At 71.4% G+C, this 22721-nt stretch carries 19 protein-coding genes and 1 tRNA gene; 8 read left to right on the top strand and 12 right to left on the bottom strand.

Annotated elements, in window-relative coordinates; translation table 11 throughout:
• Positions 1 to 48 precede the first annotated feature (48 nt).
• The gene (locus EAO72_RS11040) at positions 49 to 1665 is read left to right on the top strand and encodes an MFS transporter (protein WP_148017075.1); all 1617 of its coding nucleotides are present in this window, start codon (positions 49 to 51) and stop codon (positions 1663 to 1665) included.
• 110 nt (positions 1666 to 1775) lie between these two features.
• On the opposite strand, the gene EAO72_RS11035 is transcribed toward EAO72_RS11040, so the two are convergent.
• Both EAO72_RS11035 and EAO72_RS11030 read right to left on the bottom strand, forming a co-directional pair.
• A complete protein-coding gene (locus EAO72_RS11035; RefSeq protein WP_148017074.1) occupies positions 1776 to 2732 on the bottom strand; it encodes a sugar ABC transporter substrate-binding protein in 957 nt (318 codons plus the stop codon).
• A gap of 66 nt (positions 2733 to 2798) precedes the next feature.
• Positions 2799 to 3938: an FAD-dependent monooxygenase gene (locus tag EAO72_RS11030; protein WP_148017073.1), complete on the bottom strand. Its 1140-nt coding sequence runs from the start codon at positions 3936 to 3938 to the stop codon at positions 2799 to 2801.
• Between the two features lie 375 nt (positions 3939 to 4313).
• Between EAO72_RS11030 and EAO72_RS11025 the strand changes: the two genes are divergently transcribed.
• The gene (locus tag EAO72_RS11025) at positions 4314 to 5336 is read left to right on the top strand and encodes an Lrp/AsnC family transcriptional regulator (protein WP_261991416.1); all 1023 of its coding nucleotides are present in this window, start codon (positions 4314 to 4316) and stop codon (positions 5334 to 5336) included.
• Positions 5337 to 5594: 258 nt separating this feature from the next.
• Here EAO72_RS11025 and EAO72_RS11020 read toward each other — a convergent pair whose 3' ends face one another.
• The 4 genes from EAO72_RS11020 to EAO72_RS11005 form a co-directional block, all read right to left on the bottom strand.
• Positions 5595 to 6170: a hypothetical protein gene (locus EAO72_RS11020; RefSeq protein WP_148017071.1), complete on the bottom strand. Its 576-nt coding sequence runs from the start codon at positions 6168 to 6170 to the stop codon at positions 5595 to 5597.
• Between the two features lie 288 nt (positions 6171 to 6458).
• Positions 6459 to 7526: a CU044_5270 family protein gene (locus tag EAO72_RS11015; RefSeq protein WP_148017070.1), complete on the bottom strand. Its 1068-nt coding sequence runs from the start codon at positions 7524 to 7526 to the stop codon at positions 6459 to 6461.
• Positions 7523 to 8155, bottom strand: a complete 633-nt coding sequence (locus EAO72_RS11010) for an RNA polymerase sigma factor (RefSeq protein WP_148017233.1) — start codon at positions 8153 to 8155, stop codon at positions 7523 to 7525. The genes EAO72_RS11015 and EAO72_RS11010 overlap by 4 nt, the downstream gene beginning before the upstream one ends.
• A gap of 408 nt (positions 8156 to 8563) precedes the next feature.
• Positions 8564 to 8794, bottom strand: coding sequence for a hypothetical protein (locus EAO72_RS11005; protein ID WP_148017069.1), 231 nt, complete (start codon positions 8792 to 8794; stop codon positions 8564 to 8566).
• Between the two features lie 210 nt (positions 8795 to 9004).
• On the opposite strand from EAO72_RS11005, the gene EAO72_RS11000 reads away from it, so the two are divergent.
• A complete protein-coding gene (locus EAO72_RS11000) occupies positions 9005 to 9268 on the top strand; it encodes a tyrosine-type recombinase/integrase (RefSeq protein WP_410090212.1) in 264 nt (87 codons plus the stop codon).
• 125 nt (positions 9269 to 9393) lie between these two features.
• Here EAO72_RS11000 and EAO72_RS10995 read toward each other — a convergent pair.
• Positions 9394 to 9467 (bottom strand) — tRNA-Pro (locus EAO72_RS10995).
• A 49-nt stretch (positions 9468 to 9516) separates the two neighbouring features.
• The gene (locus EAO72_RS10990; RefSeq protein WP_148017067.1) at positions 9517 to 12150 is read right to left on the bottom strand and encodes an ATP-binding protein; all 2634 of its coding nucleotides are present in this window, start codon (positions 12148 to 12150) and stop codon (positions 9517 to 9519) included.
• Positions 12151 to 12259: 109 nt separating this feature from the next.
• Here EAO72_RS10990 and EAO72_RS10985 point away from each other — a divergent pair, with 109 nt between their 5' ends.
• Both EAO72_RS10985 and EAO72_RS10980 read left to right on the top strand, forming a co-directional pair.
• Positions 12260 to 12784 (top strand): DUF309 domain-containing protein, encoded by a 525-nt coding sequence (locus EAO72_RS10985; RefSeq protein ID WP_148017066.1) that lies wholly within the window; start codon positions 12260 to 12262, stop codon positions 12782 to 12784.
• Between the two features lie 129 nt (positions 12785 to 12913).
• Entirely contained in the window at positions 12914 to 13252 is a 339-nt protein-coding gene (locus EAO72_RS10980) for a hypothetical protein (RefSeq protein WP_148017065.1), read from the top strand.
• A 183-nt stretch (positions 13253 to 13435) separates the two neighbouring features.
• On the opposite strand, the gene EAO72_RS10975 is transcribed toward EAO72_RS10980, so the two are convergent.
• From EAO72_RS10975 to EAO72_RS10965, 3 genes are read right to left on the bottom strand one after another with little or no spacing between them, the layout of a single operon-like run.
• Entirely contained in the window at positions 13436 to 14677 is a 1242-nt protein-coding gene (locus tag EAO72_RS10975; protein ID WP_148017064.1) for an NAD(P)/FAD-dependent oxidoreductase, read from the bottom strand.
• The gene (locus EAO72_RS10970) at positions 14674 to 16116 is read right to left on the bottom strand and encodes an NAD(P)/FAD-dependent oxidoreductase (RefSeq protein ID WP_148017063.1); all 1443 of its coding nucleotides are present in this window, start codon (positions 16114 to 16116) and stop codon (positions 14674 to 14676) included. Before EAO72_RS10970 ends, EAO72_RS10975 begins: the two co-directional genes overlap by 4 nt.
• Positions 16117 to 16135: 19 nt before the next feature.
• Complete coding sequence (locus EAO72_RS10965) at positions 16136 to 17569, bottom strand: FGGY family carbohydrate kinase (protein WP_148017062.1); 1434 nt, start codon at positions 17567 to 17569, stop codon at positions 16136 to 16138.
• Positions 17570 to 17888: 319 nt separating this feature from the next.
• Between EAO72_RS10965 and EAO72_RS10960 the strand changes: the two genes are divergently transcribed.
• Together EAO72_RS10960 and EAO72_RS10955 are read left to right on the top strand one after the other, a co-directional pair.
• Positions 17889 to 18896 carry a hypothetical protein gene (locus EAO72_RS10960; RefSeq protein ID WP_148017061.1) on the top strand — a complete coding sequence of 336 codons (1008 nt, stop codon included), beginning with the start codon at positions 17889 to 17891 and terminating at the stop codon, positions 18894 to 18896.
• A gap of 90 nt (positions 18897 to 18986) precedes the next feature.
• Complete coding sequence (locus EAO72_RS10955) at positions 18987 to 20516, top strand: amino acid permease (protein WP_148017060.1); 1530 nt, start codon at positions 18987 to 18989, stop codon at positions 20514 to 20516.
• Between the two features lie 117 nt (positions 20517 to 20633).
• Here EAO72_RS10955 and EAO72_RS10950 read toward each other — a convergent pair whose 3' ends face one another.
• Positions 20634 to 21404, bottom strand: a complete 771-nt coding sequence (locus EAO72_RS10950) for a sulfite exporter TauE/SafE family protein (protein WP_148017059.1) — start codon at positions 21402 to 21404, stop codon at positions 20634 to 20636.
• Between the two features lie 125 nt (positions 21405 to 21529).
• On the opposite strand from EAO72_RS10950, the gene EAO72_RS10945 reads away from it, so the two are divergent.
• Positions 21530 to 22702, top strand: a complete 1173-nt coding sequence (locus EAO72_RS10945; protein ID WP_148017058.1) for a substrate-binding domain-containing protein — start codon at positions 21530 to 21532, stop codon at positions 22700 to 22702.
• Positions 22703 to 22721 lie beyond the last annotated feature (19 nt).

Below are 22721 nucleotides of genomic sequence, written 5' to 3'. Positions count from 1 at the left end.
CCGCCCGACGACGGCGGGGCACTCACCTTCCCAGCCAGGGAGAAAGCAATGACGCTGAACAAAGGGACAACGACGTCCCACGGCCCAACCGCGGGGGCTGCCCGGAAGCCGGGCTACGCGGGAACGCTGGCTGCCACCAGCTGTGCGGTGTTCGTGGCGCAGGTCGCCAACGCACTGCCGGCTTCCCTCAACGGACTGTTCCAGGAGGACCTCAACACCCACGGCTCCCAACTGACCTGGATCACCTCGGCCTTCATGATCGCGGTGGTCTGCTTCGAGTTCACCTTCGGTGTGCTCGGTGACCGGTTCGGCCGCAAGAAGCTGATCACCGCCGGCGCGGCGCTCATCGCCGCCGGCAGCACCGTGGCCGCGGTCGCGCCCAGCGTGCAGGTCCTCTGGATCGGTGCCGCGATCAACGGTCTCGGCGCCGGCGCCCTGTTCCCCGGCTCGCTCACCATGCTCGCGTCGGTCACCCGCAACCCCCGGGAACGGGCCCAGGCCGTCGCGCTGTGGAGCGGCTTCCTCTCCGCGGGCGCGGCCGTCTCCCCCCTGATCGGCGGGGCCTTCGCCAAGGTCGGTTCCTGGCGTGGCTCCTTCTGGGTGCTGGTCGGGCTCGCCGCCCTGAGCATCGTGCTCACGCTCTGGCTGACCTCCGAGTCCAAGGCGTCGAAACACCGTGAACTCGACGTCCCGGGCCAGATCACCTTCGCCCTCGGTCTCATCCTGGTGCTGTACGCCGCAGTGGAAGGGCCCGAGTCGGGATGGACGACCCTCCCCGTCATGCTCTCCGGCATGCTCGGCCTGGTCTTCCTCGCCGGTTTCGTCCTGGTCGAAGTGGGCGCCGCTTCCCCGATCTTCGACCTGACCCTGTTCAGGAACCGGGCCTTCGCGGTGTCGTCCGCCGTCGCGGTGATCGGCATGCTCGCCTTCCTCGGCGCATGCTTCGCGACGAGCATGTGGCTCGGGCCGATCCAGCACCAGGACCCGCTGCGGGTCGCCGTCCCGTTCCTGCTGCTCCAGGGGCCCGCGTTCGTCCTGATCCCGGTCGTCTCCCGGCTGCTGCACCGAGTCGCGCCGACCTGGCTGCTGACCTCGGGCTTCCTGCTGATGGCCGCCGGCTGCCTCCTCTGCACCCGGCTCGACGTCACCGACCTCGACCTGAGCGCCTTCGTGGTGCCCGACCTGCTCATCGGCATCGGCTTCGCGCTGTGCGTGAGCTCGGTGACGGCCGTGGCGCTGGACAGCGTGCCGCCGCATCTGGCCGGCATGGCGAGTGCGACGACCAACATGCTCCGCGACCTCGGATTCGCGCTCGGCCCGGTCGTCGTCGGGGCCGTCGCCCTGTCCAAGGCGGCGTCGGCGTTCTCGTCGAAGCTGGGCGGGGCGGGCCTGTCCGCGGAGCACCTCGGGGCCGCGCGCGGGGTCGCCTCGGAGGGCGGACCGATCGCCGTGAACAGCCTGCCGCCCGGCACCCCGGGATCGGCGGCGCACGACCTGGCCCTCGACGCGCTGGGCAGGGGCTTCGGCAACGCCTTCCTGATCTGCGGCATAGCCGCCGCGGTGGCAGCGGTCCTGACCGCTGTCGGCATGATCGGCGTCAAGCCCCACCGCTCCCCCGCCGAGCCTTCTGCCGAGGCCCCCGCGACCGCGCCGGTGGCGGTGTAGCGGCAGCCGACCGAGGGCCGGGCCCCGCCGGCGTGCGGAGACCCGGCCGGCAACCGCCGGAGGGCMGGGTCCCCGCCGGCGTGCGGGGACCCGGCCCTGCGGGGCGGAGGCTACGGGGCGCAGTACTGCGGCGCTTCGTCCAGATTCTCCTTCGTGATGAGGGCGAGAGGGATCTGGGCGATCTTGTCGGCCTTCTTCTCGTCGTCGAGCCGGGCGACGGCGTTCCGCACCGCCGTCTGGCCGATCACCTGCGGCGAGTTGGCCACGGTGGCGGAGAACCGGCCGTCCTTGACCGCTGCCAGCCCCTTGTCCGTACCGTTCTCGGTCACGATCCTGACGTCCTTCGCACCGGCCTCGTCGAACGACTTGCGCACGGCGAAGGCCATCTCCTCGTTGGCGACGAAGGCGTAGTCGAGACCCGGGTGGGCCTGGATCATGTTCTCCGCGACCGACTGGGCCTCGACGGGGTTGAACATCCCCGGCTGATTCGCCACGACCTTCGCGTTCGCGGGCAGGGCTTCGGTGAAGCCCGCCACCATCAGATCGGACGCGGCGCCGGGCGCCCCGGCCACGATGCCCACGTCGACCGCCTTCCCGCCGGCGTCCTTCCCGATCCAGCCGGCGTCCAGGGCGCCCAGCTTCTTGAGGTCGACCACCGCCGCACCGAGGATGCCGTCGACCTCGTCGGTGGCGACCGATGTCAGGAAGATGGGCACGTGCGCGGAGCCGGCCTTCGCTATGTCCCCGTCGAGCGCGTCGACGTTGACCGTCTGCACGACCAGCGCGTCGACGTTGCGGGAGATCATGTCCTCGATGTTGGACAGTTCCTTGCCGGGGTCCATCTTGGAGTTGGCGAGGTAGACCTTCACCCCGGCGGCCTTCGCCGTCGTCTCGACGGCCTTCTGCAGGCACATGGCGAACTCGCTGGTGTCGCCGTTGACGAAGCCGAGCGTGATGGAGCCGTCGCTCGCGGCGTCCGCTCCGGCTCCGCATCCGCTCAGCACGATCGTGGCGCCCAGGGCCACCGCAGCGGCCGGGCCCGATCGGAGACGGGCAGGGAAGGACATGGTGAACCGCCTTTGTTCTCGGGTGGGGTGGCGCCGGCACAGGAGGCCGGCGCCGGACGACCGGGCTCACATGGGCTGGACCATCGTCTCCAGGACGTGCTGGGTCAGACCGGCGTGGTCGAAGTCCGGGTACTGGGAGGGGTCCATCTCGTACTCGCCGATCTGCACCGACGACTCCACGACGAGCCGGCACCGCTCGTAGCGGGCCTCGGTGTACTCGGCGAACGCCTCCTCATGGCTGCTGTGGGCCGCCAGACACCGGGCGAGGACGACACCGTCCTCGATCGCCTGCGCCGCACCCTGCCCGAGGTGTGGCGTGACGGCGTGGACCGCGTCCCCCATCAGCACGATGCGGCCCTTGTGCCACGGCGCCGGTGCGATCAGCCATTCCTCGGGCCGGAACACGATCTTCGACGAGTCGTTGACGTACGCGTCACGGACCCGGCCGGCAAGCCCGCCGAACGGCGCGAGTCGTTCGCGCAGTTCGTCCGCCATCTTGTCCTGGTCCAACCAACGCCCCTCCTCCCACGTGGTGTTGTAGAAGAGGTAGGCGAGGTCGGGGCCGATCGGCACGAAACCCGCCAGGCCCTCCGGGCCGTGCTGAAGGATGATCCGGTCGATCTCCGGGTCCCGGGGGATGTTGAGCCGGAAGGCCGACTGCCCGAGGTAGACGGGCTCGATGTCCTCCGCCAGAACGTAGGGGCGGACCTTGGAGTGGACACCGTCGGCGCCGACAACGAGGTCCACCACGTTCTCGGAGCCGTCGGTGTAAGTGACCTCGACGCCGTCGGGCCCGTCGGTGAGCGTCGTGAACGTCCTGTCGTACGCGATGACGACGCCGGCTTCGAGCGCCTTGTCGGTCAGGATCCGGTGCAGCTGCGGCCTGGTCAGACCGTTCATCGGCGGCAGATCGGAGCCGGGGATCCTGGCCCCGGGCATCTCCCGGAGGAGGTTGCCGTCCACGTCGAGCATGTGGCCCCAGGCCGTGGTCGCGTATCCGACGGCCATGCACGCCTCGGCGCAGCCGATCGCGTCCAGCGCCCGCAGGGCGTTCACCGGCTGGATGATCCCCACGCCGTACACCGACGAGTGGAGGTCCTGCTGGATCTCCACGACATGGACGTCGTACCCGGCGTTCCGCAACGCGATCGAGGCGGACAGCCCGCCGATCCCGCCACCGACGATGAGAACACTGTTACGGCTCATTGCAACCACCTAGATTCGTCCCCTTGCCGCCGTACGGAAAAGCACGGAGGCCGGATGCGAGGCGAACTTAATGACCCTTTGCCAGAACGGTAACCAGGCAGGAACGCACACTTACGTTGCGTCCCCATGCCCTTGCAGGCGTACGGAAAATGCTCTCTCCGAAAAGTAACGTGAAGCCGGAGTCCCTTACTCTCTCGCGCTCTCTCCGTACGCTTCGAGTCGGCACATCACCCCTCGATGTGCCGGACGGCACGCAATACGCGACGGAAATCCCCGATATGCACGGCACCGATGTCGAATTTCCTTGCATCGGTGGACGCCACCCGGTCATGAGGCGCAAGAATGACCCGGCATCCGAACACCCAGGAGAATCCAGTGGCGTTTCCCCTGCTCGACGCGCTCGACCTGAAGCTGCTCCAGGCGCTGGAACTCGACGGCCGCGCCTCCTTCAGCCGGATCGCCCAGGTGCTGGGCGTCTCCGACCAGACCGTCGCGCGCCGGTTCCGCCGGCTGCGCGAGACCGCCAGGCTGCGCGTGACGGGAATGACCGACGACAGCCGCCTGGGCCGCACCAGCTGGATCGTGCGCCTCGGCTGCGCCGACCACACCGCGGCCCGGCTCGCCGCCACGCTCGCCGGGCGGCCGGACACCCACTACGTCGACCTGGCCGCGGGCGGCACCGAGGTCGTGTGCGCGATCACTCCGCAGAGCAGGCCGGACCGCGACGAGATCCTCCTGGAACGGCTCCAGCGCATTCCGCACGTCACCTCGGTCGGCGCCCACTGCATCCTGCGTACCTACTACGGCAACTCCCTCAGATGGCTGCGCAAGATCAGCGCGCTCGACCCCGACGAGGAGAACGCCCTGCGCGTCCCGGCCGCCGCACCCCTCCCGGCACCCGCCGCTCCGGACCCCGTCGATCTGTCCATGCTGAACGTGCTGCAACGCGACGGCCGGGCACCCCTTTCCCAACTGCAGGCCGCCGGCGGCCTCTCCGAGACCGCGGCCAAACGCCGCCTGGAACGTCTGCGCGCCTCCGGTGTGCTGTATCTGGCCGTCGAGTACGACCACGAGCCGCTCGGGCAGGGCATCGAGGCCCTGTGCTGGCTGACCGTCCCACCTCACGCGCTGGAGCGCACCGGCCGGGCCGTCGCGGACCACCCCGAGGTGCGCTTCGCCGCAGCCGTGACCGGGCGGACCAACCTCGTCGTCTCCGTGCTCTGCCGCACGACCGACGACCTGTACGGCTTCCTCACCGAGAAGACCGGTGCGCCGGGCGACGTACACACGGCGGAGACCGTACTCACCCTGCGCCGGGTCAAGACGCTGACGAACGAGCAGCCATCGCTCCACCCGTCAACGGCTGATCCGCGCACCGGGCCGTCGAGCTGTCGCTAGGCGGCGGGCTCGGACGTAGCTCATAGCCCGACGTCTGAGGTGGCTCATGCCCCAACGGCCGAGAGCCGCGTGAGCACGGTGTTCTTCCGGAACGGTCTGCGGCTGGAGCGCGAGGATCGGGCCGGGATGGTCGATGATGCTGTCTGCCGCTTCGATGTCGAGGAGAAACTACTCCAGGGGAGCCTCATGTGCGGCCGCACAGCGCCGAGGGGGAGCCGACGGTCCAAAGCTCCGGCAGACCAACCCCACCGCTCGGCCTCAAGGACTGCGGGTCGGGGTCCTGGCTTGCCGCTCCGCAGCGCTGCCGTTGCCGAGGATCTGTTGGGCGCCTGCGACGAATTCGGAGCGGGTTCTACGAAAGTCCGCGTTCTTGACGCTCAACTGCTCATCCACCTCGTCAAAGGAGAGAGCGTCGTCGAAGGCGACCTTGAAGCGGTGCATGTTCACGTCGTACAGCCTCTTCGCGAGGTCGGCCATCGGCTCAGGCCCGGACACCCTTGCGTTCCATATCGCGCGGCGCAGCATCCGCATGGCCGCCTGGCTTTCCTCGCGCATCTCCGCCCACTGCTCCGACGGCCTGTCCGCGGGGCTCGCACCGCGTCGAACTGCCACGATGTCATCGAGTGAGGCAATGAAACGTTCGGATGCATCTATGACCTCCGCATACGAGGCCCTGCGGTCCGCACGAAGTTGTGCGCGCCGTTCGGCTCTTTCCTGAGCGGCGATCTGTTCCGCGGCGGCTCTTCGCTGCATCCACACCCCCACGAGCGTTCCGCCCAGTGCCCCGAACACGCCTATGAGTGCCGCCAGTACGGCGGCCATACTCTCGCCCATGGGCGTTCTGTCTAGACCAGTTCGGCCCAACCTGCAAGATGGCACTCAGGGCGGGCGCACTGGACAACGAGCCACTTTCAAGAACCATGCGGTGTGCGGCGGTTGGGGATGCTCTCCGAGGGTCGTGCCGGAACCGGCGCATATATGGTCCGACGCCTGTGCCCTTCTTCCACGGCTCCTCCGCGATTCGAGTGCCGGGCATGGCGACGCCGTGAGACTGCCGGCAGGACTCGGTCTGCCACGTCGCGTGTCTCCGGCCCCCGAACGGTCCGGAGACACGCGGAGTGATCAGCCGGCCTGCTGCTTCGCGGCGGATCCGGATACCTTGCCCGGAACCTGCCCGGCCTCGTCGACGATGCCGTGCTCGATCTCGGCGGTGCTGGAAAGAAGGGTCCCGGCCTTCGCGTAAGGAGCGTCCTTCGTCCGGTACATGCGGGAGCCCAGGAAGGAGTAGTCGTCCTTGTCGAAGACCCATTCGGTGCGGTTGCCGTATGTGGTGTCCTCGCGGGCGATACCCAGGCCCGTTCGGCCTATGGCGTCCTTCGCGTCCGGCGCCTCCTCGACGCCGGGGATCTTCGCCGCCGCACGGTAGAGGGCCGCGGCCGTCTTCGGCGGCAGCACACCGCCGAGCAGGCCGCCGACCTGCTCGAAGACGAGCTGGTCGGTCTCCTGCCCGGCGTCCTTGCGAACGTGTGCACGGAGGTAGGCCAGGAGTTCGTCGGGTTCGGCAGGCAGCGAGGCGAGCCAGCGGTAGGTGGGGCGGTACAGACCGGCGGGGGTCCCGTCGTCGTCCCCGAGCTGGGCGTTGATGACCATGTCCTCGCCGTCGACCCGTGCCAGTCCGAGCTTCTTCAGGGGGCGCGGGTCCTGCGCCGCCCAGTCCTCCCTCTCGGTCAGCGGGCTCAGCACGGCCTTGCCGCTGCCGATTTCGGCCTCCCGAACCTTGGACCGGGTATAGAGGAACTGGTCGTCCCGCACGACGGGTGCCGCACTGGTGAGGGCGACGGTCGAGAGGTGGTGGAGAAGGCCGCCGGTGCCCTGGGTGGCCGTCACCGGCGTCCGGTCCCGGTCATCCGTACCGAGGGCGAGACCGCCCGCGAGGATTCCGGCCAGTGCCAGCGCCGACACGGGGACGAGAAATGCGGGGCGCAGGAGTCGTCCGGTGGGGCGGGCCGTGGGCTGAGTCCGGCTGTCACGGCGGGAGTCGGCGTCGATGCGGTTCATCAGAAGTTCCTTGTGGTGGCGGAATCGCTCGGGCGGGAGGTCCTCGGTCGCCGGAGCCGGAAGCAGCCTGGCCAGGTGGCGGGCTTCGTCATCGTTCCGGTTTTCGGAAGAGGCGGTTTTTTCGCGGTTCATCGGGTTTCCTCCCGCAGGGGCACGGTCGCGATCGCGGCTGTATTGCATACCTCTCCGCGGGCTCTCGCGGGTTCCGGGTTTCTTCGCGGGCGTTCCGTGCGCTCCGCCTGGTCCGCGATCCGGGCGAGCCGTCTGCGGGCGCGGGAGAGCCGGGAGCGCACAGTGCTCACCGGGACGCCGAGCGCGTCGGCGGTCTGCTCGTAGTCCAGCCCGGACCACACGCGCAGGGAGAGCACTTCCTGTTCGTGGCGCCGAAGCCGCCCGAAAGCCGTCGAGACGGCGCGCAGCCGGCTCCGGTCGTCCAACCGGGACGCTGCCTCTGCCGAGAAGTCCGCGACGGCGGCGGGCGCCGGCTGACGGGCCAGGAAAGCCCGCCGCCGCCGAAGTCCGCGCCGGGTGTTCTCCCACTTGTGCGTGGCGATGCCGAGGAGCCAGGGCAGCGGGGAGCCCCGATCCTCCTCCAACCGCTCCCTGCCCTGCCAGGCGGCCAGGAAGGTGTCCGCCATGATGTCCTCGGCGGTGGACCAGTCACCTGTCAGCCGCAGCGCGTGGCGGTAGACGGCCTGGGCGCAGCTCTCGTACAACTCGGCGAACGCCTCACGGTCCCCCGCGCGCAGCCTGCGCCGCATTTCGTTCCCCGCGTCCTCCTGGGCCTTGGTGCCTTCGGTGCCCCGGGGGTTCCCCAGGATCTCTGACTCTGGTGGTTCTCTCACACCCGGTAACTCTCCGCGGCCTCGAGCCCGTTCCTGTGACTCCCGCCACAACCCTCTGCCACACTGGCCGGTCGGGGAAAGCTACTGAGGGGCCGTCATGGGCCCGGATTTTCGCGCGACGCAAGTCTCAGAAGGGGGTCAGCCCTGCTTTTGAGCGAGAACAGGTTCCGCGCCCGAATCCGGGTTCGGCGGAGGTCCGGCGCCTCATGGTTGATCTTGCTCGCGCAAAGGACTGTTCATGCGAGCCAATCAACTGGCCCGTGCGGCGACCGTCGCACGACCTTCCGATACTCCCCAGGCATCTCCTGTCTCTGTTACGGTGAGTCACCGAGACTGTTTGGCGGCGTTTGCCCGATAGCGTTCCAGTACGCCGATGGACAGCGCCGATACGGCCATCAGCCCGAACTCGATCGAGTTCGAACCGCCGCTGTGCTCTCGCTCCCCAAGACGGAATCCGACCAGCAGGACAACGGCTCCGAACAGCACAACCTGTATCCACCTGATGGCCACGGCCCGCTGGCCGCGGCCATCCACGTTGCTGTCTCTCCTGTGCACCAGGGCTCCTCTGCTTTTGTAGTGTGCCGACTGTACTGGCACAGGACGCCGTCGAACCGACCGTCTCAGCGTCCGGGAGTACCTTGCGCTGCTCGGTGATGTCGGGCCACTTCTCGGCGCAGGTGGCTTGAGCTTGATGGAGTCGGCCCCCTTCTCGGGTACTTCACTCTGTTCGAGGCCGTCCTGCGCGACGCCTCACACGGGGACGACGTGGTCACCGGGCTCGGCTGCGAGCATCTGCGCTGCCACGACCTCCGACACACCGGGCTGACCTGGTTTCCGGACGCCGGGGTCCACGTACCCGTCCTCCGCAGGATCGCCGGCCACGGTTCACTGACCACCACCGAGCGCTACCGGCACCCGGACGTCCACAAGATCACGGCCGCCGGGGCGGCGCTCTCGGCCCGCTTCAACATGCTGCGCGCACCACGCTCGCWGCCGAGCCCCCTCGTCACGCCCCCGCCGACCCGCTGACCCGCTGACCCGCTGACCGGGTGAGGGCGCCGGGCCTCCAGCCGGTCCCCAACTGGTCCCCAAAAACGATCAAGGGCCGGTTTCGGATTGCTCCGATACCGGCCCTGATCTGCGACTGTCTCCAGTCGGGACGACAGGATTTGAACCTGCGACCCCTTGACCCCCAGTCAAGTGCGCTACCAAGCTGCGCCACGTCCCGCTGCCAGTCCCCCGGTCCTGCCGGGCGGCTGCGCAGGACAAACATTACCTCACTCCGTGGACCGGATCGACGCCCGTGCCTGCTGGGCGCGGGCTGCCAGTCCCTCGGCGCCGCAGGCCGTGGCCAGCTTGTGCGCCCGGGCGAGCCCGCGGGGTGAGCGGGTGGCGACGCCGTGGTCGAACAGGGCGAGCGCGAGTTCGTAGCCGGACGGCGAGGCCTCCAGGTGGCGGACCGCCTCGCCCAGCAGGTGAGCGGCCTCGTCCGGGCGGGCGAAGAGGGCGACACAGCGCAGCGCCTCGCCGATCGCCGTGTCCGTGCCGAACCGCTCGGCGTGCACCCGGGCGGAGTTGGCGAGCTGGGCGGCGCGGCCCGGGTCGTCGTCGACGAGGGCGCGGGCCAGGTCGCCGGCCCAGGGACCCCAGATGCCGTTGAACCTGCCGCGCGGTTCGAGGGCGTGACCGGCGGCCTCCAGCTCCGTGACGGCTTCCTTCGTACGGCCTTCGGCGAGCAGCAGGCGGCCACGGACGCACGGGGCGTCGGGCAGCACCATGGCGCTGGGGTAGGGCAGCCCGAAGTCGTACCGGTCGGCGACCTTGCGGGCCTCGGTGATCCGGCCACGGGCCAGCAGCGTGTCGATGAGCAGACAGGCGGCGTCCCAGTGGACGGGCAGGCCGCTGCCCACACGGTCGGCGAGCCGGAGCCCCTCGCGCAGGAAGCCCTCCGCCTCGGCCAGGCGGCCGCGACGGCGGTGGACCAGGCCCAGGAGGGTGTGGGCGAAGGCCAGGTGGGCGCCGCTCCAGCCGGAGATCTCGAAGGCGCGCACGGCCTCGCCGAAGAGTTCCTCGGCCCGGTCGAGCTGGTCGGTGAAGGCGTAGGTGATGCCGAGCAGGGTCGGGAGTTCGAAGCCCCATTCGGTGTCGGTCCAGCCGAGGCCGCGGGCGGGGTGGCCGTTGACCAGGGCGCGTTCGCACAGGTCGACGATCAGCTGGGCGTTCTCGCCGCGCAGCATCGCGTCGAAGGCGCGCAGCGTGAGCAGCGCCCGTTCGGCGTTGTCCCGGCCGGTGAGGTGGTCGGCGTTGGCGGCGAGCCGGCGGGAGCGGCCGGGGCCGTCCTGCTCGGTGGCCTGCATGCCCTCCCAGAGGAAGTGGGCGGCCTGCAGCCGCATCAGGCCCGGGCCGGGCGCCGTGCGCTCGGCCTCGGCGGCCAGGGCCAGCGCCGCTTCCTTCAGCTGGTTGTTGTGCGACAGCGCGGCCGCGAGCCGGAAGGTGGCGTCGACCCTCAGATCGTCGGCGAGGCCCGGCATGTCGAGGGCGGCCCGCAGATGCTGCACCGTGGTGGGCGGCGAGCTGAGGAGGGTGGCGCAGCCGAGTTCGTAGAGCAGGGTGGCGCGCACGTCGTGGCGCGGAGGTTCCTGGAGGGCTCGCTCCAGGCAGCGCCGGGCGGCCTCGGGGGCGCCGACCGCGAGGTGCTGGTTGGCCGCCGCCCGCAGCTGTTCGACGAGCTCCTGGTCGTCGTCCGGATGGACCTCGAGCAGGTGGCGGGAGGCGGCGGCCGGGCCGAGTCCGGCCCGGGTGATCGCCCAGGCGGCCCTGCCGTGCATGGCGGTGCGGGTGGCCGGCGGGATGGAGCGGTACACGGCCGTGGCGATCAGGGGGTGCACGAACTCCAGCGGGTCGAAGCCGCTGACGATCCGGGCCTCGCGCAGCCGGGCCGTGCAGTCCGCCGCTTCGGCGGGGCTCATTCCGGCCAGGGTGGCGGCGAGGTCCTGGGAGATGTCCGTACCGAGGACGGCGGCCGCCCAGGCGAACCGGTTGGCGTTGGTGCCGAGCCGTTCGAGCCGGGCGACGAGGCCGCTGCCCCGGGCGGACGCGCCGAGTTCGCGCAGCAGTCCGGCGGACTCCTCCAGCGGGGGCAGCTCGCGGTCCTGGACCTTGGCGACGAGTTCGACCGCTTCGTACGGGTTGCCGCCCGTGACGGCCCAGACCTCGCGGCAGAACGGGTCGTCCGCGTGGTCGCCGAGGGTGGCGCGGACCAGTTCGGCGGTGGCGTCGGGGGTGAGCGCGCGCAGCGCGACCCGGACCTGCGCCGGGTGACTGCCGGCGGATGTGCGCTCGGCCTCGCGGGCGGCGAGCTCCTCGGGGCGGTGTGCCTGGACGACGAGGACCTTCACTTCGCCGAGCCGGGCGGTGAACGAGGCGAGCCAGGCGAGGGATTCGCCGTCCGCCCAGTGCGCGTCGTCGATGATGAGCAGCAGCGGGCGGTGGCTCAGCCGGGTGGCGAGCCGGGAGACTACCCAGTCGAGGCCGTCGCGCACACCCTGCGGGTCGGGCTGCGGACCACTCGGCTCGGAGAGGCCGAGGGCGGGTGCGGCGATCTCGTACCAGGCGCCGAAGAGCGCCTTCACGTCATCGACGGGCAACTGGTCCAGTGCGGGCTGGAGCAGTTGGCGTACGACGTGGAACGGCACCGAGGTGACGGTCTCGCCGCCGCGGGCGGACCAGACCGTGCAACGGTCGGCCGCCATGGCCCGGATCTCGGCCAGCAGCGCGGTCTTGCCGATGCCCGCTACGCCGCTGAAGACCAGCAGCCCGCCGGTCGCCTGCGCGCCGCACAGTGCGTCAACGGCGTCTGCGGCAGCGGCAAGTTCCGGTTCTCGCTCGTACAGCGGCCGGGACGGCTTCATGCCTACCCTCCCCCAAAGTCGTTTCGGTGACAGTCGAGACTAGTCGTGCGCGGGGGCCCACCGACAGTGGTTCGGACAGTTCATCGCAGGTACGGGGCACAATCAAGGAGTGGACGAGACTCGCAGGGACCGTGACATGGAGGGCAGGGCGCACAATGCGCGCCCCCGGGACGGGCTGGGGCGCCCCCTGCCGTACGGCACGGTGGGGGTCGAGCGGCAGCCCGAGGGAGTGGTCCGCACACCGGAGGAGACCGTACGGGAGGCGCAGCGGCTGCTGGACGCGGGCATGCCGTTCCATGCGCACGAGGTCTTCGAGGACGCGTGGAAGTCGGGCCCCGACGCGGAGCGGGAGTTGTGGCGCGGGCTGGCCCAGCTGGCCGTCGGGCTGACGCACGCGGCCCGGGGGAACGCGACGGGCGGGGCGCGGCTGCTGCGGCGCGGGGCGGCGGCGCTGACGGAGTTCACCGCGTCCGGCGGGGACGGCGTGGCCGGGACCTCTGCCGGCGCGGTGTACGGAATCGGCATCGGGGCGCTCACCCGGTGGGCCACGGAACTCGCGGGGCGCGTGGAGAACGCGGGCGCGCCCGCTGTCGATGCGGCAGCCGAGGCGCCGCGGCTGAAGGCCGACGGCTGAAGAAGGCCGACGGCTGACGGGCGCGGCCGGCCGCCACGGGAGCACTGCGGCTCCGAACTCCCCTTACTTTCCCTGCCCTTGACCGAGAGCGGTGAACAGTGCCGTGCGAAACCATTACCATCCGGCGTCATGAGCACTTCTGACCAGGACCAGGACCAGGCCGTGGACGCACCGATAGCCGAACCCGGGGACACCGGCGCCGCCGAGGACCGGAGACTGACGCCGCGGCAGGCGAGACAGCTGCGGATCGTCCTCTCCTCGGTCGGGATGGCGGCGATGGCCGTCGTGCTCGGGCTGCGGATCGCGAGCCGGTCCTCGGTCCTGGTGGTGGGGGTGTACGGGCTCGCGCTGATCCTGTGCGGGATCGTGATCGAGCTCAGCAGGAACGGCCGGACCCGGCTCGGCAGTTGGCTGCTGGGCGTCGGCCTGGTGGCGGCGATCGGTTCGGACTGGCTGCTGATCCCCTGAGGCCCTGGCTCCGGCTGAGCCCCTGAAGGCCCGGCTCCTGCTGAGCCCCGGAGGCCCGGCTCCTGCTGAGCCCTTGAAGGCCCGGCTGCTGCTGGATCTCCGAGCGCCCGGCTCCGCTGATCCTCCGAGGACCCCGGCTCCCGCTGATCCTCAGAGCGCCCGGCCGAACCGCTGCCGGGCCGGTCAGCCGGCCGAGACGTGCACCGTGCCTCCGCGCGGATCGGCCCGGTCGAGCCAGTCGGCGGGCAGGTGGAACGGGCGTCCCGGCCGGGCGGGGCGCAGCAGTCGTCGGCGGTACAGCTCCCGTCCGTCCTGACGGGCCACGAGCAGCGGGGCCGTCAGCGGCCGGACGGTGCGCAGGGTGAAGCGGTTGTTCAGCGGCCGGTCGCCGTCGGGGCAGAGCAGGTTGGGCGCGATCCACTCCAGTGGCGCCGCGACGGCGAGCGCGGGCCGCCCGGCCGGCCAGCCGCCGGCGGCCGTCCCGGTGGTCAGGTGGCGCCGTACAGGGGCGGCGAGGGCCCGGCCCTCCGCCGCGGCGGTGCCGGCGCTCTCCACCGCGTGGAGCAGATTGCCGACGGCGAAGACCCCGGGGACGCCGGTGCGGTACGCGGCGTCGTACGCGGGGCCGCGGGTGCCGGGGTCCAGGGGCACGTCGCCGCGCCGCGCCAGTTCGTGGTCGGGGATCCAGTCGCCGGTGAACACCACCGTGTCGCACGGCAGGGTCGTCGTACGGCCGTCCTGATGGCGCACCGTGACCCCGGTGAGCCGGCCCCGGCCGGTCAGGGCGGTGACGGTGGTGCGGGTGAGCAGCGGGGCTCCGTGGCGCGGCCCCAGGGCGGCGGGGAGGGCCGGCGGGCGGTCGGTGACCCGGGCGACGACCTCGGCCCCGGCGGTGCGCAGGGTGGCGGCGGCGGCGATGCTGACCGGTTCGTCGCCGATGATCACGGCGCGGGTGCCGATGTGCTGGCGGTGGAGGTGGACGGCCTGCTGGAGCTCTCCGGTGGTGTAGACGCCCGCCGGGCGGGTGCCGGGGACGAGGCGGGCGCTGCGCGGGCGTTCGCGGGCCCCGGTGGCGAGGACGACGGCGTGTGCGGTGATCCGTTCGAGCCCGCCGGGTCCGGTGGCGTCGAGGGTGAGGGGTCCGGCCCAGCCGGTGACGGTGATGCCGGTGCGCACGGCGGCGCCGGCCCGGGTGGCCGCGGCCGTGCAGCGGCGGGCGTACTCGGGACCGTCCGTCCCGCCGCTCGAACGGCTGCCGCCGAATCCGGCGTGGTGGCAGTGGCGCGGGATGCCGCCGGCGGTCTGCTCGCGTTCCAGGACCTCGACGCGTCGTACACCGGACGCGGCGAGTCCGGCGGCGGCGCCCAGTCCCGCGGGTCCCGCTCCGACGACCAGTACGTCGACGGTCCGTTCGCGTCGGGTCATGGCCGGGTCCTCTCGATCAGCGCGCGGAGCCCGGCTCCGCAGTGGAAGCCCTGGCAGCGTCCGTTGCCCGCCCTGGTCCTGCGGGCCAGGCCCGCCACGGAACGCGGCGGGAGCGTGGAGGCCAGTGCGTCGCGGAGCTCGCCCGCGGTGACGCGCTCGCAGTGGCAGACCAGGGTGCCGTACGCCGGGTCCCGGCCGATGAGATCCGCGTCCAGGTACGGGCGCCGGCCCGTCTCGCCGAGGCCGGGCATGGTGAGGGGGGCCGGTTCGGCGGGCTCGCCCGGGTCGAGTCCGGTGCGGACGAGCAGGGTGGTGACGTGGTCGGCGATGGCCATGGACGCGGTCAGCCCGGTGGAGCGGATGCCGCCGACGGCGACGTAGCGCTGGTCGGGGTACTCCTGGATCCGGTAGTCCTCCTGGCCGGTGGCCGCCCGCAGTCCCGCGTAGACGGCGGTGACCTCCTCGTCGAGGAGCCGGGGCAGGATCCTGCGGCCCCTCTCCCTCAGCCGGTCGATGCCCTCCTGCGTCGATTCGGTGGCGGTCTTGTCGTCGAGTTCCTCGGCGGTGGGGCCGAGGAGGACGTTGCCGAAGACCGTCGGTGCGACCAGGACGCCCTTGCCGGCGGCGGTGGGGACGGGGAGCAGGATGTGGCGGACGAGGTCGCGGGCGAGTTTGTCGAACACGATCAGCTGGCCGCGGCGCGGGGTGACGGTGAAGGCGTCGTGGCCGAGCAGGCGGTCGATCTCGTCGGCGTGCAGTCCGGCCGCGTTGACCAGGAAGCGGGTGCGCAGCGGCCCGCGGCCGGTGGTCAGCGTGTGGACCGCGTCCCCGGTTTCGATGTCGAGGACCGGGCAGTCCAGGTGCAGGTGGACGCCCGCGCGGACCGCCTCGGTGGCGAAGGCGAGGGGGGTGGTCCAGGGGCAGATGACGGACTCGTCGGGGACCTCCAGCCCGCCGAGCGCACCCGGGCCGAGGTGGGGCTCCCGTTCGGCGACCTCGTGGGCGTTCAGCAGCCGGGCCGCGTGGTAGCCGTTGGCTTCGGCCTTGGCCAGCAGGGCGGGCAGCGCGGCGAGTTGTTCCGCGTCCCAGGCGACGAGAACGGCGCCGACGCGTTCCACGGGGATGCCGGTCCGTGCGGCGTACGCGGAGAGCCTGTGCCGTCCTTCGCGTACGAGTCGGGCCTCCAGTGAGCCGGGTACGGCGTCGAAACCGGTGTGCAGGATCGCGGTGTTGGCCTTGGACGTGCCGTCGCCGATGTCGTCCGATGCCTCGACCAGCGCGGTGCGCAGGGGGTAGCGGGCCAGTTCGCGGGCGATGGCGGTGCCGACCACGCCCGCGCCGATGACGGTGACGTCGTACGGGGCTCCGCCGGGCTGCGTGGGCAGCGGATCGCCCGCGGTCGTGACGGTGGGCGTGATCGGGCCGCTCGTGTGCGTCATCGGGCCGCTCCGGCAGGGCTCATGACCGTTCCAGGAGGGTCCCGACGGCCGCGCGGAATCCGGCGAGGCGCTCGGCCGCCTCCGCGGCGCCGATCCGTGGTTCGTACACCGCGGCCGGCCGCCAGGCGGGGACGGCCTCGGCGAGGGAGAGCCCGGGGTCGATGCCCAGCCGGGCCACGGCGCCGACGCCGAGCGCGGTCACGTCGGGCAGCGCGGAGACCTCGACGGGCCGTTGCAGCAGGTCGGCCTGGGTCTGCATGAGGAGTGCGGAGCGGGTGAGGCCGCCGTCGACGCGGAGGGCGGTCAGCGGCGAGCCGAGGTCTGCCGCCACCGCGTCGGCGAGCTCGACCACCTGTGCGGCGATTCCCTCGCAGAGCGCCCGCACCAGATGGCCCGCGGTCGTGTCCAGGCTCAGGCCGGTCACCGAGCCGCGCAGGTCGCCGCGCCACCAGGGGGCGGCGAGTCCGGCGAGCGCCGGTACGAAGGTGACGCCACCGGAGTCGGGGACTGCGAGGCCCACCGGGTCGAGGTCGGCGGCGCCGGAGATCACGTGGAGGTCGGTCAGCCAGCGGACCGCCGAGGCGGCTGTGTAGACCTGCCCGTCCAGGCAGTAGCTGGTACGTCCGCCGAGCCGCCAGGCCACGCAGCTGACGAGGCCCGAGGATCCCCGGCGCGGAACGGGGCCGGTCTGGGCGAGGAGGAACGCACCGGTGCCGTAGGTGCACTTGGCGGACCCCGGCTCCAGGGCGCCCTGGGCCAGGAGCGCGGCCTGCTGGTCGACGAGGAGCCCCGTGAGCGGGAGTTCGCCGCCGAACGCGGTGGTCGTGCCGAACATGCCGGCGGCATCGACCACGGCCGGCAGCCGCTCACCGCCCAGCCCGAAGGCGTCCAGGGCGGCGGGTGACCAGCCGGCGGCGTCGAGGTCGAGCAGCTGGGTGCGGCCCGCCGTGGCGGCGTCCGTCACGAAGGCACCGGTGAGCCGGTGGACCAGCCAGGAGTCGCTGGTCGTGACGACGCCCTCCCCGGTCAGTTCGCGGCGGATCCAGGCCATCTTGGGTGCGGCGAAGTACGGGTCCAGCGGCAGCCCGGTGAGGTGCTTCAGCTCTTCCTCGTGAGCCGCGAGTTCACCGCAGATCCGTTCGGCCCTGCGGTCCTGCCAGACGATCGCCTCGGTGAGCGGCCTGCCGGTGTCCGGGTCCCAGGCGAGCACGGTCTCGCCCTGGTTGGCGAGGCCGACGGCGACCACGGGCTCGGCGGCGTCCGCCAGGGCCCGCGCCCCGGCTTCGAGGACGGAGCCGAGGAGCTCGGAGGGGTCCGCCTCGACCGCTCCCCCGGATCCGTAGCGCGGGCGCACCGGAGCGGAACCGGAACCGATCACGCCCCGCTCGGGGCAGATCACCAGGGCCTTCGTCCCCGAGGTGCCCTGGTCCACGGCGAGTACCGGGCCTGTCATCGGGTCTCCAGCGGTACGCAAGCCCGGGGCTTGAACGGAATCGTGATCTTCGGTCGCGGAACCTCAGGGTGGTGCAGCCCGGCGGCTACGTCAAGCGCCCGCAAGGCGTGCGCCCGGAACCCGGCCCCGAAGCTCAACCTCCTGTTTGCACACGTGACTTGAGGAAGATCCACGATTCGTTCGGGAGATGGGCACGCAGGGCTCTACACTCACCGCCGAGCAACAACCGGACGCTTTACAGCAGTTCATTTTTCAACTGCTGCTTCACCCCCCACGTCCCGAGGATCGATGAGACCGACACCATGCGCCGAGCACGACCATGGCCAACAGTGACTTCCGGCCGGTCTACCATCCGGCCGGCCACGACAACGAACTGCGCTCCGCGTTACAGGACTTACGCACCGGGCGCTGGCTCTCCATGCGCGACCTGCTGGAGAGCACCCCTGACTGGACCCTGTGGACGCAGCGGACCCAGGTGCTCGGCGCGGTCGCCGCGGGATCGGACGCGGTACAGGCCTGGCTGACCGAGGAGCCCCGCAGTGTCGCGGCCGCAGTGATGCACGCCCGGGTAGCCGTGGAGCGGGCGGTCCGCGCCCGCCGCTCGGACCATCCCAGCGGGCAGGAACTGTGGCAGGAGGCCTGGGAGGCGTGCCGCTCGGCCGCCCACGCCTCGCCCGCCGACCCGGTGCCCTGGGTGTGCCTGCTGGCCCTCTCCCAACTGGACGAGCGCCAGCGGCTGGAGGAGCACCGGCTGCACCCTCCCGGGCCCATGCTCTTCCCCGGGCCGTGGGGTCTGCTGGCGGAGGCGGACAAACGCGATCCGTACAACCGCGAGGCCTACCACCGCATGCTGCAGTTCGTCTATGCGCGCCGGGCCGGCGGCTCTCTCTCCGAGGCGGTCAACTTCGTCCAGTGGGCGGCGTCCTCGGCACCCGACGGATCGGCGCTCCATGTGCTGCCGCTGTACGTGCGGGTGGAGCGCTACCGCCGCGAGCACGGCCACGAGAAGGCGCTCGACCTGCACTGGGTCACCGAGGACGCGGAGCGCGAGGCCCTGCGCGCCCTGGAGATCTGGTTCCACCGCACCCCGCCGGCCGCGCACACCCTGCTCGATCTCAACCATCTGGCCCACGCGCTGTGGGGGGCGCTCCAGTTCGCCGACGCGGCTCCCGTGTTCCAGGAGCTCGGCCCGTACTTCACCTCGCTGCCCTGGGCGTACCGCACCCGCACGCCCAAGGACCCCGGCGGCGCCGAGGAGGTCTTCCTGCGGGCCCGCAGTCGCGCCCTCGCCGCCGTCCGCGATCCCGGCCGGGGTCCGCACGGCTGAGCGTGAAGCCGTTCCCCTGCCCGTTCTTGTGTCTCGCATTCCCCCGCTACTCCGCATATTCCACTTATTCCGCTCACGGAGGTCTCCCCCATGTCCCTATCCACCTCGAACCGGAAGGGCGCCGGCGCCGCCCCGCCCAAGGACGAGGAGCAGCGGCTGCGCGAACTCGGCTACCAGCCGGTGCTGGCCCGCCGTATGGGCGGCTTCGGCAACTTCGCCATCAGCTTCTCCGTCATCTCGATCCTGTCCGGCTGCATGACCCTGTACGGCTTCGGCATGTCCACCGGCGGTCCGTCGGTGATGCTGTGGGGCTGGGCCGGGGTCGGTCTGTTCGTGCTCTGCGTCGGCATGGCGCTCGCCGAGGTCACCAGCGCCTACCCGACGTCCGGGGCCCTGTACTACATGGCGGACCGGCTCGGCGGCCGTAAGTGGGGCTGGTACACCGGCTGGCTGAACCTGCTCGGGCTGCTCGGTGCGATCGCCGGCATCGACTACGGCGCCGCGCTGTTCACCGGTGCGCTGATGAACCTGCAGTGGGGATTCACCCCCACACCCGGCAAGACCATGATCATATTTGTCTGCATCCTGCTGCTGCACGCCGTGCTGAACCTCTTCGGTGTCCGTCTCGTCAGCGTGCTCAACTCGATCAGTGTGTGGTGGCATCTGGCCGGTGTCGCGGTGATCGTGTCCGTGCTGGCGATCGTGCCCGACCACCACCAGTCGCCGTCGTTCGTCTTCACCGAGTTCGTCAACGACACCGGGTGGGAGAACCCGCTCTATGTGGCGGCGATCGGTCTGCTGCTGGCGCAGTACACGTTCTGCGGCTACGACGCCTCCGCCCACCTGTCGGAGGAGACATCGGACGCCTCGGTCTCGGCGCCGCGCGGCATCGTCCGTTCGATCTGGGTCTCGTGGCTGGCCGGTTTCGTGCTGCTCGCCGGGCTGACGTTCGCGATCCAGGACTACGTGGGCACCCAGGAGAGCGCGACCGGAGTGCCGCCGGCCCAGATCCTGATCGACGCCCTGGGAACCTCGGGCGCCACGGCGATGCTGCTGATCGTGATCGCCGCGCAGCTGTTCTGCGGCAACGCCGAGGTCGCCGCCACCAGCCGGATGGTCTTCGCCTTCAGCCGGGACAACGCGCTGCCGGGATCCTCGGTGTGGCGCAAGGTGAGCGCCCGCACGCAGACACCCGTCAACGCGGTGTGGCTGTCGGTCGTCGTCGCCGGCGTGCTCGCCCTTCCGTCGCTGTACTCGGCGACCGCGTACGGCGCGGTGACGGCGATCAACGTCATCGGCATCACGCCCGCCTACGCCATCCCGATCTACCTGAAGCTGCGTGCGGGCGGCCGCTTCGAGCACGGGCCGTGGCATCTGGGCCGCTGGTCGAAGCCGGTCGGCTGGATCGCCGTGGTGTGGGTCGTCCTCGTGACCGTGCTGTTCCTGCTGCCGCAGAGGTCTCCCGTGACGATCGACTCGATGAACTACGCCTCGGTCGCCCTGGTCGCCGTGCTGGTCCTGGCCACTGTGTGGTGGTTCGTCGCCCGTGGTTCGTACGGCACTCCGTCGGCGTACGGAAACGCGCGCGAGCAGGCGGAGATCGAGGAGGGCATCGTCTGACGGACGGTGTCCCGCATCCCCGCCGGCCCTTCCGGATCATCGCGATCCGGAAGGGCCTCGCCGCGGGTACAGCGGGAGCTCACGCATTCAGCGGGAGCTCCCGGGTTCAGCGGAAGCTCACGGGTTCAGCAGCAGTTGGAGACCGCCCAGCACGGTGGCGGCGATGACCAGGCGTTCGAAGAGCCGCTGGTTGATCCGGTCCACGCACTTCCGGCCGATCCAGGCACCCGGGAGGACGAACAGCAGCAGACAGGCGTCCAGCAGCAGGGACCGTGCGTCGATCAGTCCGAGGCCCACGCTGAACGGCACCTTGGACGTGTTGACGATGAGGAAGAACCACGCGGACGTGCCGAGGAAGCCGAGTTTGCGGAATCCCGCGGAGAGCAGATAGAGGGACATGACCGGGCCGCCCGCGTTGGCGACCATGGTGGTGAAGCCGCCGAGCACCCCGTACGAACGCGCCTTGAGCCGCTCGGCGGGCGTGGGCGCGCCTGCCTCGGCGGCCGCTTCCCCGGCCGCGTTCGCGGTGCGGCGCCGCCAGACCGTGACACCCGCCATGAAGATCAGGATCGCGCCGATGGAGGTCCGGACGGCGGCGTCGCCGGCCCACATCATGAACAGCGTGCCCGCCACCACGCCCACGGCGACGGCGGGGAAGAGCCGGAGCAGGGTCGGCCAGTGCGCATGGCGCCGGTACGTGAGCACGGCGAGGACATCGCCGGCGATGAGGATCGGGAGCAGCACTCCGGTCGACTCGCGGGCGGGCAGGACCGCCGCGAAGACCGCGAGACTGATCGTGTTGGCACCGCTGACGGCCGTCTTGGAGAAGCCGACGAGCGCGGTTGCCGCGGCCAGCGCCGCCAGTTGCCAGAGTGTGAGGGTGTCCATGCCAGGGACAGATCGTAATCCCCCTGATGTTCGATCTTGAACGAGCCCTCACCGCCGCATGGCTATGCTGCGCTCCAAGCGCTCAGGCAAAGCGCTCAAACGCACAACGCACAGGGGGCGACAGCATGCGGGAGCCAGTTGAACTCAGGCGTCAGCGAATCCTGGCGGTGGTGGAGTCGCGCGGTGCGGTCAAGGTCAGCGCGCTCGCGGACGAACTGGCCGTCTCCGTGGTCACGGTGCGGCGGGACGTCGAGGAGCTGGCGCGGGCGGGGCGGCTGCGGCGCGGACACGGCGTCGCCCGGCCCGTGCGCGATCCGGCCGGGCCGTCGGCGGTGCCCGCGCCACGGGGCGTCGACCCCACCGGCGACGGAGGCGCGGTCGCCCTGGTCGTACCGGAGCGGCATTCGTATCTGTACGAGACGCTGCACGGCGCCCGGACCGTGCTGGAGGAGGCCGGGATCCGCATCGCGCTGTATCTCGCGCCGCAGTCGGCCGACGCCGAACGGCCGCTGGTGGAACGGGCGCTGGCGGACGGGGCGCGCGGGCTGCTGATCGCCCCCCGGTGGCGCAACGTGATCTCCGAGGAGCAGGACTACGGCTGGCTGGCGGACACGGGCGTGCCGACCGTCCTGATGGAGCGGCGGCCCCGGCCGGGCAGCACCTTGCACGCCCTCGACTCCGTCTGTTCCGACCACTGGTACGGGACGCATCTCGCCGTGGAGCACCTGGTGTCGCTGGGCCACCGCCGGATCGTGCTGGCCGCCCGGGACGACAGCCCGACGGCACGCACCGTACGCGCCGCGTTCGCCGGGATCGCGGCCGCCCACCCCGACGTCGACGACTGGACGGTGGTGCTGAGTTCGCCGGACGCGGTGCCCGGGCCCGGCCCGTCCGGAGCGGGTCCGGCGCCCGGCGCCCCGTCCGGGAGCGGGGCGGGCGTGCCCGGTCTCGATCTGGCGGAGCTGCTGCGCGGGCGCGGGGCCACGGCCGCGGTGCTCCATGGTGACGTGGACGCGCTGATGCTGGTGCAACGCCTGGCCGAGAGCGGGGTGCAGGTGCCCCGGGACTGCTCGGTGGTGGCGTACGACGACGTGGTCGCGGCGCTCGGCAGCACCCCGCTGACCGCGGTGGCGCCGCCGAGGGCGGAGATCGGCAGGGCGGCCGCCGGGCTCCTGCTCCACCGGCTCTCCGGAGCGGCCGGCGCGCTCGGCCCGGTGCGCCGGACGCAGGTGCTGCCCGAATTGAAGGTACGGGGATCGGCACAGGCGATCACGGGGGCCGCTTCCTCCACGGACTGATCGTTTGACCGCTTTACTC

This window comes from Streptomyces sp. OR43 (assembly GCF_008042275.1).
Lineage (GTDB): Bacteria > Actinomycetota > Actinomycetes > Streptomycetales > Streptomycetaceae > Streptomyces.
Note: the sequence above shows the minus strand (reverse complement) of the source record. Positions and strands in the feature narration are given on the sequence as shown.